Below are 15,485 nucleotides of genomic sequence, written 5' to 3' on the forward strand. Positions count from 1 at the left end.
TAAAGAAAAAATGAAAAACATATTGATTTTGTTTTCCTCAATGGTTTTGTTGGTACTTGGCAATAGCAGTCATGCCCAAAAAGTGGTGGGTAGATCCTGGAAATTTGACTTTGGAAATGGAGCGATAAGTGAGGGCTACCAGCAAGTGTTGCCAGCCCATAAATACAATAAATCAAGGGGATATGGTTTTTTGGAGGGTAAGGAGCCACAGGCATTTAACCATGGTAAGGATGCATTGAAGGGGGATTTTGTCAGTAGTGATCGGCCATTTTTCTTTACAGTAGATGTGCCTGAGGGAAATTATGATGTAAAAGTAGTTTTGGGAGATCCTAAGGGAACTTCTTCTACGACCGTGAGGGCAGAGAATAGGCGCTTGATGCTGGACAAAACTACTACGAAATATGCCAGACAAGTGGAAAAAAGTTTTTCGGTACATGTTCGCTATCCCGAGATAGCAAGAACTGATCGCAAGGTGAGGTTAAAGAGCAGGGAATTGGATTACCTGCATTGGGATCATCAGCTGACATTGGAGTTCAATGGTGATGCGCCCAAGCTGGTGTCCATTGAAATAAGTCCCAATACCAAGGCGCCAACCGTGTTTTTGGCGGGTAACAGTACGGTAGTTGACCAAGCCTATGAACCTTGGGCGGCTTGGGGTCAGATGTTTCCTGTTTTCTTCAAACCCGGAAAAGTGGTCATCGCCAATCATGCAGAATCAGGAGAGACTTTTAAGGCCTTCCGTGGGGAAGGAAGATTGGATAATATCCTCAGTTTGATGAAGCCGGGTGATTATCTCTTTATGGAGTTTGCCCATAATGACCAGAAACCTGGGGGCAGTCATGTAGCACCTTTTACTACTTATCAAGAGATCATAAGGGAATATATTGCTGCCATAAGGGAGAAGGGTGGGATTCCTGTGCTAGTGACTTCCATGCACCGAAGGCGGTTTGATAAAGAAGGCAAAATCATCAATACCTTGGAGGAATATCCGGAGGCCATGCGGCAATTGGCCGAAGAAGACGGTATTGCTCTTATTGATCTCAATGCCATGAGCAAAGTCCTATATGAGGCTTGGGGTGAGGAATATTCTAAAAAGGCTTTTGTGCATTTTCCTGCAGGAACCTTCGAAGGGCAGACACAAGATTTTGCCGATGACACCCACTTCAGTACTTATGGTGCCTATCAGTTGGCCAGCTGTGTGGTAGAGGGGTTAAAAGCTACCAACTTAAGGCTCAAAAAGTACCTTAAAAAAGGATTGCCAAGTTATGATCCAGAAAACCCGCCCTCTTTTGAGGAATTTTACTGGCCATTGAGTACCAGGACTTCCATTATTAAACCAGATGGAGATTGAAAATATGCTTCTCAAGTATTTAGTATCAAGTACTGAATAGGGAGAAATGAGTGGGGAAACAAGAGAAAGCTGTTCGGGATTTCAAATTCTGAACAGCTTTCCTCATTTTGTGGCATGTCGTGACTAAGTTGTACCTAGTCCTCTGACTTGGTACATGATAAATTTGAGCCTCTGACTCAAAAAAGGAAGCGAACCAATGAAATTCAACTTTTCGTTTTGATCAATGAATATTTTTAAGTGTATAAATAACAATTAAATATTTTTCCTATATTTACCTTATTATTTATACGAATGGATGGTAGGATATGGAGTAAATACTGATTCCTTGTCGGAGCCATGAACAATAACATCTAATAATAACCTCAACGATGAACAAGCTAAACCCCCTAATGCTTGGAATACTGGCACTTTTGCTGCCATTATTGGGCCAAGCTCAAAACCAAACTACTCTTTTAGAAATTGACCTGAATGAAAAGGTCAGTGATGTCTCCCCCAATATGTGGGGATTGTTTTTTGAAGATATCAATTTTGCTGCGGACGGTGGCTTATATGCCGAAATGATCAAGAACTATTCTTTTGAATTTGAAAATCCCATGATGGGTTGGAGAAGAGTGGAGGACAATGGCGCAAAAGGATATGTTTTTAATAGGAATCATCCGAGCGGTGTCAACCATAAATACCTGCGCTTGCAACGCTTAAATAATACAGGAAATTTTGGGGTAAGTAATGAAGGGTTTCGTGGAATGGCCGTCAAAGAGGGGCTAAAGTACACGGTGACTTTTATTGCTAAACTGGCCAAAGGGGATGATTTAGCCCTTAGCACAAAGTTACTGGCTGGTGGAGCGGTAATTGGAGAAGGTTTCGTAAGTGGTTTTACCAGTAAATGGGCAGAATATGAGATAGTAATGACGGCAACCAAAACCTTGGACGGAGTAGGATTTCATGTTTTGCTGGAAGGAGAAGGAGAACTTGATATTGATATGATCTCTATGTTCCCGGAAGATACTTGGAAGGGAAGAAAAAGAGGCTTAAGGAAGGATTTGGTGCAATTGCTCGCCGATATGGAGCCGGGGTTCTTGCGTTTTCCAGGTGGTTGTATCGTGGAAGGTTTTGATTTGGAGAACCGTTATGAATGGAAAAAGACCATTGGAGAAATGGAGGAGCGCGAGGTGATCAAAAACAGATGGAATATTGAGTTTGCGCACCGTACCACGCCCGATTATTACCAGTCTTTCGGTATTGGTTTTTTTGAATATTTCCAGTTGTCAGAAGATTTGGGCGCAGAACCCCTGCCTATTTTGAGTTGTGGCTTGGCCTGTCAGTTTAATACGGGAGAGCAGGTGGCTATTGGAGCCTTGGACGAATATGTCAATGATGCCTTGGATCTGATTGAATTTGCCAATGGACCTGTAGACAGTAAATGGGGTGCCAAACGGGCAGCAATGGGGCATCCTGAGCCTTTTGACCTGAAGTTTATTGGTGTAGGCAATGAAAACTGGGGGCCACAGTATATTGAGCGGGCAAAGATTTTTGAGAAAGCCATCAAGGCAGCCTATCCAGAGATCACCATTGTATCCACTTCGGGCCCTTTTCCTGATGGCCATGAGTTTGATTACCTATGGGGAGAGTTGAAGGAGATGGATGCAGAACTGGTGGATGAGCATTATTATAGGCCACCATCCTGGTTCAGGGAGAATGCCAGAAGGTACGATGATTATGACCGAAATGGTCCCAAAGTTTTTGCCGGAGAGTATGCTGCCCATAGTACTACGGTCAGCGAATCTTGGAAACGCAATAATTGGGAAGCGGCCTTGTCAGAAGCGGCCTTTATGACGGGTTTGGAGAGAAATGCTGAGGTGGTAAGGCTGGCATCCTATGCGCCACTTTTTGCCCATGTAAATGGCTGGCAGTGGAATCCTGATTTGATCTGGTTTGATAATCTCAGGTCTTATGGTACGACTAATTATCATGTGCAGAAATTATTTTCGACCAATAGAGGCACAGATGTATTGCCAATTACTGCAGATGGAAAAAGCTTGGCAGGAGAGGATAATTTGTATGCTTCTGCCGTATTAGATGAAGATAGTGGTGAAATGATCTTCAAGATTGTGAACACATCTACAGCGGCTAAAAAAGTCAGCATCAAATTGGATGGAAAATATAGGGGCAATGGAGAAGGTGTTTTAATTGAAATGGCCCATGAGGACTTGGAAGCATTTAACTCATTGGAGAATCCTGTCGCAGTAGAACCGCAAGAAAAAAGCTTTATAATCAGTAAAAAGACAATTGAGTTGGAGCTCAAAGGACAGTCTGTAAATGTCGGGAAAGTTAAATTGAGTAAATAGAAATAATATTGTTTGATTGGGAGAGGGCCAGCCGAGAGGTTGGCCTTTTTTCATGCCTAAGAATTGACGAAGTATTGAAGGAAGTTTTAATTATTAGGGAATCTGTGCTATTTTACTAAAGAATAATCAGGATAAAGTCTGAGGTTTTGAACGAAATATGAGGATAAGAACGGTATATAGGCTCTTTTTAGGTGTTTTTTTGGTGATGTTAATGCTGGCATGCTCCAGCTCAACAAAAAAGCAAAGAATGATCCTTGACTTCAATAAGGGCTGGTATTTTAAATTGGGGGACCATCCCAATGCCCTCAATGCAGATTTTAATGTTTCTAGCTGGCAGGAAGTTACTTTACCCCATGACTGGAGCATAGCGGGGGATTTCAGTGAAAATCACCCCACTACTGTGGCTGGAGGTGCTTTGCCAGCAGGAAAAGCTTGGTATAGAAAGACTTTTTTACTTCCAAAAGAAGCCGTGGAACAAATTATTTGGATAGAATTTGATGGGGTATACCGTAATAGTGAAGTTTGGATCAATGGGCATAGATTGGGGGAAAGACCAAATGGTTATAGCTCCTTTAAATATGATTTGTCCCCTTACTTAAATTATGGCGATGAGGCCAATATCCTTGCCGTAAAGGTGGACAATGCTGACCAGCCCAATTCTAGGTGGTATACTGGATCTGGTATATACAGGAATGTTCGATTGGTAAGGACAGAGAAAATCCATATTGATCATTGGGGGCTTTTTGTGAGTACTTCCCAAGTGAGCCAGGAACAGGCACAGGTGGATTTGGAGGTAGTCATTAAGAATGAAGGTCTCGTTCAAAGGCATTTGACTTTAGAAACCAGGATATTGAATAGTGAGGGGCTTGAAGTGGCACGCCAAACTACAAAAGAGACGGTTTTAGGAAATCAGCATGCTGAGATTATTCAGGAAATCAAGGTGGATAATCCGCAATTATGGTCGATTGAACATCCTTATTTATACCAAGTGGAGACGAAAGTATATGCTGGTATACAGCTAATGGATGATTTGACAACACCTTTGGGGATACGTTATTTTAAGTTTGACCCTGAAAATGGATTTTCTCTGAATGGCCAAGCCATGAAAATTAAGGGGGTTGCCATGCATCATGATCTAGGAGCCCTAGGAGCGGCAGTAAACAAAAGGGCCATTGAGAGGCAATTGAAGATATTGAAGGAAATGGGCGTCAATGCTATCAGGACAGCCCATAATCCTCCAGCTCCTGAATTATTGGATTTATGTGATCAAATGGGCTTTCTTGTGCAAGATGAAGCTTTTGATGTTTGGAAGGAGGGAAAACAGGAATCTGATGGACACATATATTGGGAACAATGGCACAGAAAGGATTTAGAAGTTATGGTCCTAAGAGACAGAAATCATCCATCAGTGATCATGTGGAGTATAGGAAATGAAATCCCAGAGCAATATGACAGTGCAGGAATCAGTATAGCCAGTGAATTGGCAGGGATCATCAAAGAGCTGGACATGACTCGGCCTATAACAGCGGGCTTGAATGAAAACAGGCCAGGAAAAAACTTTGTGGTTCAGTCGGCTAGTTTGGATGTTTTAGGATTTAACTATAGACATAAGGACTATTCGATGCTGGATAATTGGTATCCAATGATGAATTTGATTGCTGCTGAAGGAATGTCTGCATTGGCTACCAGGGGACATTATGAAATGCCATCTGATAAGATTATTCGCATGAATAGCCTTGAGAAAGAAAGTATGGAAGATGAAGATTATTCCATTTCATCTTACGATCATGTGTCAGCTGACTGGGGCAGTACCCATGAAGAAACTTTAAAAGCGCTGAAGGGCAAAGATTATATTTCAGGGGTTTTTGTTTGGGCCGGATTTGATTATTTGGGAGAATCTACTCCCTATCCATTTCCTGCAAGGAGTTCCTATTTTGGTATTGTGGACTTGGCTGGTTTTCCTAAGGATGCTTATTATCTCTACCAAAGTGAGTGGACAGATAAGCCGGTTTTGCATTTGTTTCCACATTGGAATTGGAAGAAAGGTGAGCAGGTGGATGTCTGGGCTTATTATAGTCAAGCGGATGAGGTGGAATTGTTTTTGAATGGAAAATCCCTTGGAGTAAAGAAGAAGGAAGGAGATGCCATGCACGTCATGTGGCGTGTGGATTTTGAGCCGGGTTCACTGAGATTGGTATCCAGGAAAAATGGTGAGCAGGTTTTGGAAAGGCAGGTGCACACTGCTGGGGATCCTGATAAGGTACTTTTAACTCCAGATAGGAGGGAGCTGTCAGCTGACGGAAAGGATTTGTCTTTTGTTACGGTCAGTGTGGTGGATAGTAAAGGGGTCTTGGTACCCCATGCGGATAACCTGATCCATTTTGAAGTGAAGGGAGCGGCTAAGATTGCCGGGGTTGATAATGGTTATCAGGCTTCTTTGGAATCTTTTAAGGCAGATCATAGAAAAGCCTTTAATGGTAAATGCCTGCTGATCGTTCAAAATAATGAAAGCAAGGGAGAAATTGTCATAAGGGCTAGCTCTGACGGGCTAAGGGCTGCTCAGACCACCCTTACTTCAGATTAGCTTTTAATTTTTGTTTCACGCAAAGCCTACAAGGACTAGCAATGGAAAATCTGCGCGCCTTGCGTGAAACATGAATTACTTAATAAGAATAGCTTACCTGACTGCCTTTTTCTGTATCCAAGGCTACTTTGGCAAATACTCCGATTTCTTGCTGGAGCTCTTCGACATGAGAGATAATTCCCACGATCCTGTTTTCATGCCTTAGGGATTTGAGGGTTTCAAAGACGGTCCTTAGGGCATTTTTGTCCAAGGCGCCAAAGCCTTCGTCCAAAAAGAAAAAGCTTTGTTCTGCCCTGTTCAGTGATTTTACCTTTTCCGCCAATGCCAAAGCCAGGCAAAGGGATGCCTGAAAAGTTTGTCCGCCTGAAAGGGATTTTAACAATCTCCTGTTTCCTCCATTTAAGTGATCGATGATCCAGAAAGTATTGGATTCATCCACATCTAGGCTCAAACTGTTTTTGGACAATTTCATAAAACGCAGGTTGGCCGTTTGTACCAATTCCTTGAGGTAGATATTGCTGACATATTTTACAAAGCCGCTTCCCTGAAACATCCTGTTAAGTTCGTTCAGGTTGCTCTCTCTGTTTTCCACCTCTTGAAGGGATTTTTTCAATTGACTTTTTTCATCCAGCTTAAGTTTGATCTCTCCTATTTTATTGGTCAATAGGGATAGGGATTCTTGGATTTCATGCAGGGTGTTTTTAGCAATTTTGTATTCCTCTTGCATTTTTTCAAAGCTTTCAATTGAAAACTCCATCACCGCTTGATCGGCTTTGAGTTCTTGGATTTTCACTTTGAAAAGGTCTCTTTGCCTATCAAATTCCTTGATTTCCTCCTCCAATTGCTTCGGGTCAATCTGACTGGCCAACAGCTGTTTGACTGTTGTGGCATCTTTGAATGCATGGCTTTCCAAACTCAAGGCCAGTTCATCCTTTAGCTTTATCAACTTTCCTTTTACCTCTTCCAGTCGATTTTGGTAATTCTTTAGGTTGGTGAGGTTGGTAGTTTGTTTTTGTTTGGCTTCATTAAGGGCATCTTGCGCCCGTGGGAGATTCACTTCCAGCTCATCCAAAAAGGTTTTTACTTTTGAGATGTCCTCGTCGATTTTTTGGGCTGAGGTACTTTGGTATTTTTCCAATAGATCCTGATAATTGATTTCGGCCAATTTGGTCTCGATCTTTGTGTCTAGGGTCTTTGCTTTATGATCTATGGCCTGCAGCTTTTCAAGGTCTTTTTCGGCCTCTGTTAAGAATTGTCTATGGTTTGTTTGTAGTTTTTTAAGGCCGGAGCTTAGCTCTTTTTCTGTTTGGATTTCATGTTTGGCCGATACAAGCCTGTTTTCTATGGCTTCCTGATCCTTTAAGCCCAGCACTCCAAACTGTTGGATTAAAGTTTGGTTTCGTTCCTTTAGTTTTTGGATTTCAGTGAGCTTTTCGGCTTTATTGGCTTGGGCGTTTTGTTGTCCGATCAGGAGCTTTTCATGCTTGGATTGGGCCTGTCTATACTGCTCCAGTTTGGTCTTTTTTTTCTGGATTTGAAGCTCATTATTGCTTAGCTTTTCCTGATCAAAATTATGGGAAAGTGGGGTAGGATGGTCCAGGGCTCCGCAAAGAGGACATGCCTCACCTGCTTGAAGTTGGTTGGCATAGGTAAACAGTCCCTGCTGCTGTAAAAGCTTTTCCCTTTCCTTTTCCAATAAGGAAAGCTGGGTGTTGCTTTCTTGAAGCAATGTGCCAAAATCAGTATGGTTGATATGGAGTTCGGTCAATAGGGATTTTACCTCATTTTCTGATAAGGCTAAATTTTCTTCCAAGCTGTTGAGCTGCCTCTCAAGACTTTGGAGGTTGCCGGCATTTTGTCTCATTTCCACCAAGGCAGCCTCCATTTTGCTGATTTCTTCCATGGAAGGCACCTTCAGGTTGTCCAGCTTTTGCTCTTGCTCCTGGATGGCCTTTTCCATCTCGGTTTTCTTGGATTGAAATTCCTGACTGTTTTTGGTTAATCGATGCAATTCTTCCTGAAGGGATTGCTTCTCAAGGCCAAGTTGGTTAAGGTTTTTGATCTGTAATAAATCCCTGATACGAGCTTCGCGCTCTCCTTTTTTTCTATACTCTGTGTATAATTTATTGTACCTGGCTTCTTTCTGTTCAATTTCCTGTTCCAATGTCGATTGGAAACGTTCGCAGTCCACGACGCTTACCCTATACTTTTCCTCTTCCGTTTCTTGCTCTTTGATTTGTTCGAGAATAGGTTTTAGGTAGGTTAATGCTTTTTGATATTGTTCCAGGTGTTCACGCTTTTGCTGGAATACCGGTATTTTTTCTTCCAGGCTTTGCCATTGGACAAGAAGCTGTTTGAGTTGTCCTGCTTTTTCTTTGATGGATTGGCCTTTTCTTAACTCTTGCTCCTTCTGGTCCACGAGCTTTGATTGGCTTTCCCTTTGGTCAGAAAGGGATTGCTGGTGTTCAAGGGATTGCTGTAAAACCTCCTTGGTATAAGTGTCCAAGCCTTCCAACTTGGTGTTGAGAATCGTTTTCTTTTCCCTTTCGGCACTGAGTAATCTTCTGGTCCTGTCGGCCAAGTCGAAGCGTTCCAGACCGAAAAGCTCCTTCATCATATCTGCCCTGTCTTTGGGCTTTTGTTCGATAAACTCCCTGAATTTTCCTTGGGGAATAATGACCGTCTGGCGGAAGTGGGACATTTTCATACCCAATATTTGCTCGGCACCCATTTCCAAAGGCATCCATGAACCGTTTTGTTGTTCATAAAAAGTATGGGTGGCCGGTTTGATGTCCTCAAACTTTTTGGGGTTCCTTTTGGCCAGGTAGCTGGCCTTATATAATTGTTGGTTGTTTTTTCCCGCCTTGAATTCCAGGTTGATGGAGATGGCTTGGCTCTGGAGGTTGACCATGCTGTTTTTCTCTCCTTTGCTGGCCAGCCTTTCCGTATTGCCATAAAGGGCCAATAAGATGGCTTCCAAGACAGAGGATTTACCACTGCCAACTGCCCCGAAAATGCCAAATAGGCCTGCTCCTGTAAGCTGGGTGAAGTCGATGCTTTGTTTTTCTTTATAGGAATATAATCCTTCGATTTCCAGTTTGATAGGGATCATTGATCTTCTTTTTGGCTGATGATTTCGTTAAAAAGTGTTTTGATTTCCTCATTGGGAGCGATGCCCTTGGCGCTTTGGTAAAAACGGGAGAAAAGTGTGCCCATATCCTGACCAAGGTCCTCGGCCTGCAGGCTATTGTCCTGGCTTTGTTCCAGGTCCGAGAGTTTAGGGATCAGGCTGACGATGCCATCATGGGCTTTCATGATGGCCTTTCTGGTGGCCGCGTCTATGGAGCTGTCGGTTTCAAAGGTGATTTCTACAAAGCAATAGGGATTGGCTTCCAGCCATTTGAGGGTATCCGCCAAACTGCTAAAGGATTGTTGGTATAGGGGGCGTCCTTGTTCCAAAGCTTGGGCTGTGTAGCTGACGGGTTTTCCTGGTTCTGCCTCTACCAGGACCACTTTTTTCTCTTGATTGGCCTCGCTGAAACTATAGGCCAAAGGGGAACTGCTGTACACGATGGGGCAGGGAGAGTGGTCCGCAGCATGGTAGCGATGTAAGTGCCCCAAAGCTGCATATTGGATGCTTTCAGGAATAAGATGGGTATAGATGGCTTGTGCTCCCCCAACATGGAGGATGGGGCGCTCGCTTTCCGGTTCGGCTTCTGGCTTTTCGCCTTCCTTGATAAAGAAGAAATGGCCCATAAAGAGGTTTACACCTTTTTCATCACAGTATTTGTCCGCAATCTCCTGCCATTTTTCTCCGAGTACATTTCGTAACTCCGCTTCTTTGTCCTCCTCTCCGAGATAGGTTTTTAGCAAAACTTCATTGGCATAGGGAGCAAGTATGAGCCTGATGGGGAAATTATATGTTGGAAGTTTGAGTTCCACAAAGCCTGGAGCCGCTTGAGTAATTTCGATGCCGCTGTCCAATGGACCAGTGCTGAGCACTTGGTCGTATTGGCTGTAGAAAAGTATACCCAGTTCTTTGGCCAATGGGTTGGGGGCACTGATAAACTGGGTGCTGTCATGGTTGCCAGAAATGGCAATAATGGGCCTTTGACCATCCATGGAGAGTCTTTTCAGGCTTTTGTACAATAATTCCACTGCCTCATGGCTGGGGTTAAAGGTGTCAAAAATATCCCCGGCAAGGAGTACCAAGTCTACATCTTCACGATCTGCAATCTGTATGATCTCTTCTAAAACTAGCTCTTGCTCAGGCAGTCTGGAATATTCTTGAAGGCGTTTTCCTAGGTGCCAATCGGCTGAATGTAAGATTTTTAGCATATTTTAAAAATGCATATTTTATGTTTTGAATAAAATTCAGATTAAATTTATGCGCTTAAAATTTGTGAAGCAAACCTATTTGAAGGCGATGACAGTATTTGGCATTTAAATTGAGTAGGCCAATTCTTATGAAAAAAGCTTGGTGTTTAATTGTGTGCTTGGTTGCATTGATGGGCTTTAAGGCAACTGCACAGCCGACCATGGTGGCCTCGGATTCGACCTTATTGATAGAGAAAGGAATTGCCAGTTATTACGGGCGTTTTTTTCATAACCGAAGGACGGCCAATGGGGAAATTTTTGATATGGAAGGGATGACTGCTGCCCACAAGCATCTTCCATTTGGGACCATGGTGAGGGTGACCAACCTGAAAAACGGCAAGGAAATCGTCGTTAAGATCAATGACCGCTTACCCCAAAACTCAAGACGGACCATAGATCTGGCCAAGGGGGCGGCCAAAAAACTGGGCATGATACAAATGGGGCTGGCACCGGTGCATATCAGTGTGCTGAAGCCTGCTGCAATGGCCCATCTAATTGATTATTATGAGGATGAAACCCCTGAAAGCCTAAGGTTAAGATTGTACTATGAGCCCATTGAGGTAGAAAAAGATCTTGAATCCCTTTTTAGCTGGACAGCTTTGGAGCTAAGCGATGATGAGTAGCAATTGTTTAGTACTAAGTATCAGGTATCAAGTACAAAGTATGGAGAAGATAGAATAAAGAGGAAAGAACAAAGAGTAAAGAGGAAAGATTTATCACAAAGTTCTCGGAGGAAGCTCAAAGGTTGGAAGGGTTTAATTTTTCCCAAAAGACTCATGGATCTCTGTGAAGGCGCTGTGTTCTCTGTGTTTCCATTTTTAGTCTAATTTTTCATTTCAAGAATAAAGACTTCAAATCTCAGGTCTCAAATTGGTATCTAGTAGCAAGACGCTAGTATCAAGTGTGGAGAGGAAGGAGGAAAGAATAAAGAGGAAAGATTTACCACAAAGTTTCAGATGAAGTTCAAAGGTTGGAAGGGTTTAATTTTTCCCAAAAGACTCAGGGATCTCTGCGGAGGCTCTGTGTTCTCTGTGTTTCCATTTTTAGTCTAATTTTTCATGTCAAGAATAAAGACTTCAAATCTCAGGTTTCAAATTGGTATCAAGTATCAAGATGTAAGTATCAAGTGTGGAGAGGAAGGAGGAAAGAATAAAGAGGAAAGATTTTATCACAAAGATTTCGGAGGAAGCTCAAAGGTTGGAAGGGTTTAATTTTTCCCAAAAGACTCATGGATCTCTGTGGAGGCTCTGTGTCCTCTGTGGTTCCAATTTTAAGTCTAATATCTCCAATCTCATTTCTAATATCTCAATACTCAATACTCCCTACTAAGCTCTACATTACATACTCATCATTGATCGGACTCACTGGAGCTGGAATATGTTCTTCATGGATCAATTCCAGTAAGTTGATCTCAATGGTCCGGGTGATCTGGTCCAGGGGGATGCCCATAGGGACAGGCTCAAAGGGGTCCACGATGGCCTTACCAATAAAGTGAATGGTATGGAAGACATAACCAATGATGGTTCCAAAAACAATGGCCCTCCAGCCTACGGTAGGAGCTACGGACAAGGTAAAGGCAATATTGAACAGCCAGATAAACATCTTGGTATAATAATTATAAGTGGTAGGGAAAATGGTGCTTTTGATCCGTTCAGATTTGCCCATTTCATCACAGAAACTGGTAATGGCTGCATTTAGCTCCAAAAACTCAAAGCCATCTATCAAGCCATCCCTTTTCCAGCTTTTGAGCTCCATGGTCTGTAGGCTGAGTATGGCATTGTGTTTATTGCTTTCATTTTTGATGATATCAAGATCACTTTGAATGAGGTATTTACGGTATTCCTCTTGATGGCTTCCCCGTAACTTTTCCTTTAGGGCATATAAAAAGGCGATATGGCGTTTCACAGTATATTCCTTCATCAGTTGTAGATTTTCTCCATGGAAGCTTTCATTGGCGGTAGGGAGGTGTATAATGTTCCGTGCCCAGGTCCTGGAGCTATTGACCAAAGCCCCCCAGATTTTTCGAGCTTCCCACCAGCGGTCATAAGCCTGGTTATTGTTGAAACCAATAAAAAATGCCAGGGCAGTGCCCAAGATGGTGGGGACAATGCCGGGCATTTCAAAATGGTACTGGATAAAATACCAGTAGAACAAATAGGCCATCGAACAGGTGAAAGCCACCATAAGGGTGTTTTTCCAGGTTCCTCGGACTATCCTTCCCAGTCTTATGTTTTGAGTGATGATCATTTGCAGGCTGTTTATGCTTAGGGTAACTAACTAATTTAATAAAAATATATTGGACCTCAGGTATTGGATTTTAGACTTTTCGCCTAAGAGGATCCAAAGTCCTGTAGCTTACAATAAAAATCTGTTACCCCTCAATGCCCTCTGTTGTTCAACTTTATGGATTATAAGCATCTATGAAATAGTAGGGGCTAGGAGCAAAATACTTTTAGTGCAAAGGCCTAGAATAGCCAAGGTCTTATATAAATTTAGGGAATTATGGCTAAAATATTTTTTCGATCCAAGGAGTAATTTTACCTTTTTAGGGATTATTAAGGTAAAAGGTTGCGATTGTTTGACCCAATAAGATGAAAATTGAAAGTGATTTTGGGCCCTTTATCTTATTGTTGAAAGTAAAACAACCGTTTTGTAGATGTTTCATTTGGTTAAAATATCTCCATTTTTCATAAGGATTTAATTCAGTTTTAGGGTCTGCAGATAAATATGATTAGGTAAACTATGAGAACAGCTTTTTATGTGGTCATTCTTGTGACACTTTTTACTTCCTGCGGCAACTACCTGAAAAGATCCCATCAGGATATCTACAACTTCAGTTTTGATAAGTACAATAGTTATTTGACCACTGAAGGGAATTGGCAGTTTGGTGGTTGCTATATGGGTATGTTGCATCATGATACGATCAATGTAAAAGAAGGCTATGCTTCCGGAAAAATCGAGGTGCAGAGCCCTAAGTACTTTAAAGAAATGCCCTATTACGTTTTTCAAAAGGTTCCCTTGCCTGGTGACGCAAATAAAATCAATATTTCTTTTTGGATGAAGACCAGCCTTCTGGCAGAATCCAATTTCACAGTAGTGGTCCAGGACCAAGATAAAGTCACTGTAAATCATCAAAAACTATCCCTATCGAGAAGTAAGGATTGGAAACTGGTCAACACCCAATTGACTTTAAAGGACGGAAAGGCTATTTTCTTGAAGTTTGATGTTAACCCTGAAGGAATCCTCTGGCTGGATGATATGGAGATCACAGTTGATGGAAAGGATTATTATGAGTATTTGGATGAAATTATTGACCTCCAATCTGAACAAGAAACAGTAAAAAATGAGAGTATAAAAGAGTTTCCATCAGAGATAAGAAACATCATAGAGGATATTGGTGATAGCAGAATCATTGGGCTTGGCGAAAGCAGCCATGGAGTAGAGGAAATGCAGGAGGCCAAAAATGAAATGATAAAGGCCTTGATTGAACATGGCAGTTGCAGTTTGGTGATTTTTGAATTACCGGATCTTTTCATGCTAAAAATGAATGACTATGTTTTGGGAAAGGCTGAAGAAAGTTTTCCTCAAAAAATGCCTCAGGTTGGCTTCTTTGGATTAACAGTTAAAAACAAAGAACTGTTTGATTGGATAAGGGAGTATAATCTTAAAAATAAAACTAGGATATCTGTAGCAGGGATGGATATCTCTTTGAAATGGCGTGAGTTGGTGGAAAAGAAAATAAAAGAATACAAAGAAGGAAGTTACTATAAAGGATTATGGCACCATTCAAGCAAGTTGTACCCTGATAGCCTTTGCAACTATATCAAAAATAACCAAAAGGGACTGGAAGCAGAAGCTGGCAAATCAAACTACAGGCAACTACTAGAATATTCACGAAGGTACAATCAGGCTTTAAATGTCACTTCCACTCAATCTTATGATCAGCTAAGGGATTCGATTATGGCCAGTAATGTGATCAGGCTTGTTGAAGAACGCCTTGAAGAAAGAGAGCAGGCAGTCATCTACGCACATCTATCACATATTAACAAGCAAAAAGTAAATAATTCTGATTTTGTCTCTTTGGGCAAGCGACTGGCAAATCATTTTGGAGGCCATTATTTTGCAATTGGGATTTTGGTTGGAGAGGGAGAAGTTCAAGGAATGCCCGGATATATTAGTGGAAATAACAAAACAAGTATTCAAGAACTGGCTTTACCTCATCCTTTAAGTATAGAAAAATACTGTATGGATCAGTCAAGCTTCCCTTTCTATTGCAATATTCGTGACATTCCTTCGCTTAAAGATCAAATGCTTATGTATCGATTTGTGGGAGGACTCCCTAAGGAGAATCAATTTTTCCTGGGTAATGTTTCCCAGAGACTAGATGGAATCATTTGGTTCCCAAAAGGATCACCTTTAAAACTTTTACCCTACTTTAATGAATTTATGTAATGAGCTGAAGAAGCTTAATTAGACAGCTGAGCTTTAATTTAGTTGATCATTCAGTGGGATTATGCTAGAGTTTTTGGCTTGACCCCCGTACTAGGTTTAGATTGTATCTACACCTTTCTATCCTAGGAATTTGTAATTCCAGTATGGATCAATGCTTTTCTGTTCTTATCAGATAAAAATACCCCAGGTGGGGTATTTTTTGTTTACAATATATTTCCTTGTTTTAAAGATTAACATTTTAATGAGCAGTATAAATGGTGTACTGCTACTTTAATGAATGATAAGATTTGAGTTTTTATAAGGGGGTAATAGAGCTACTTCCTTCAATTAAAAATTTTTAGACTTATGTTTTCTAACTATATAAGGCCAATTATGA

The 15,485-nt window shown here is 41.6% G+C and carries 9 protein-coding genes; 6 read left to right on the forward strand and 3 right to left on the reverse strand.

Annotation, left to right across the window (positions count from 1 at the left end):
• The first annotated feature begins 10 nt into the window (after positions 1-10).
• From KZP23_RS08445 to galB, 3 genes are all read left to right on the forward strand, one after another.
• Complete coding sequence (locus tag KZP23_RS08445) at positions 11-1,351, forward strand: rhamnogalacturonan acetylesterase (RefSeq protein WP_226335780.1); 1,341 nt, start codon at positions 11-13, stop codon at positions 1,349-1,351.
• Between the two features lie 368 nt (positions 1,352-1,719).
• Positions 1,720-3,696 (forward strand): alpha-L-arabinofuranosidase C-terminal domain-containing protein, encoded by a 1,977-nt coding sequence (locus KZP23_RS08450; protein ID WP_226335782.1) that lies wholly within the window; start codon positions 1,720-1,722, stop codon positions 3,694-3,696.
• A 157-nt stretch (positions 3,697-3,853) separates the two neighbouring features.
• Complete coding sequence (galB, locus tag KZP23_RS08455; protein WP_226335783.1) at positions 3,854-6,280, forward strand: beta-galactosidase GalB; 2,427 nt, start codon at positions 3,854-3,856, stop codon at positions 6,278-6,280.
• A gap of 79 nt (positions 6,281-6,359) precedes the next feature.
• Here the strand turns inward: galB and KZP23_RS08460 are convergent, their stop codons facing one another.
• Entirely contained in the window at positions 6,360-9,392 is a 3,033-nt protein-coding gene (locus tag KZP23_RS08460; protein ID WP_226335784.1) for an SbcC/MukB-like Walker B domain-containing protein, read from the reverse strand.
• Complete coding sequence (locus tag KZP23_RS08465; protein WP_226335785.1) at positions 9,389-10,618, reverse strand: metallophosphoesterase family protein; 1,230 nt, start codon at positions 10,616-10,618, stop codon at positions 9,389-9,391. Before KZP23_RS08465 ends, KZP23_RS08460 begins: the two co-directional genes overlap by 4 nt.
• A gap of 128 nt (positions 10,619-10,746) precedes the next feature.
• Here KZP23_RS08465 and KZP23_RS23030 point away from each other — a divergent pair, with 128 nt between their 5' ends.
• Positions 10,747-11,280, forward strand: coding sequence for a septal ring lytic transglycosylase RlpA family protein (locus KZP23_RS23030; RefSeq protein ID WP_317198054.1), 534 nt, complete (start codon positions 10,747-10,749; stop codon positions 11,278-11,280).
• A gap of 435 nt (positions 11,281-11,715) precedes the next feature.
• Positions 11,716-11,868 (forward strand): hypothetical protein, encoded by a 153-nt coding sequence (locus tag KZP23_RS08475; protein ID WP_226335787.1) that lies wholly within the window; start codon positions 11,716-11,718, stop codon positions 11,866-11,868.
• 121 nt (positions 11,869-11,989) lie between these two features.
• On the opposite strand, the gene KZP23_RS08480 is transcribed toward KZP23_RS08475, so the two are convergent.
• Positions 11,990-12,904: a bestrophin family protein gene (locus tag KZP23_RS08480; protein WP_226335788.1), complete on the reverse strand. Its 915-nt coding sequence runs from the start codon at positions 12,902-12,904 to the stop codon at positions 11,990-11,992.
• A gap of 495 nt (positions 12,905-13,399) precedes the next feature.
• Here KZP23_RS08480 and KZP23_RS08485 point away from each other — a divergent pair, with 495 nt between their 5' ends.
• Positions 13,400-15,109 carry an erythromycin esterase family protein gene (locus KZP23_RS08485; RefSeq protein WP_226335789.1) on the forward strand — a complete coding sequence of 570 codons (1,710 nt, stop codon included), beginning with the start codon at positions 13,400-13,402 and terminating at the stop codon, positions 15,107-15,109.
• Positions 15,110-15,485: the final 376 nt, after the last annotated feature.

The sequence above is a fragment of the Echinicola marina genome, assembly GCF_020463795.1.
In the GTDB taxonomy this organism is placed as follows: domain Bacteria; phylum Bacteroidota; class Bacteroidia; order Cytophagales; family Cyclobacteriaceae; genus Echinicola; species Echinicola marina.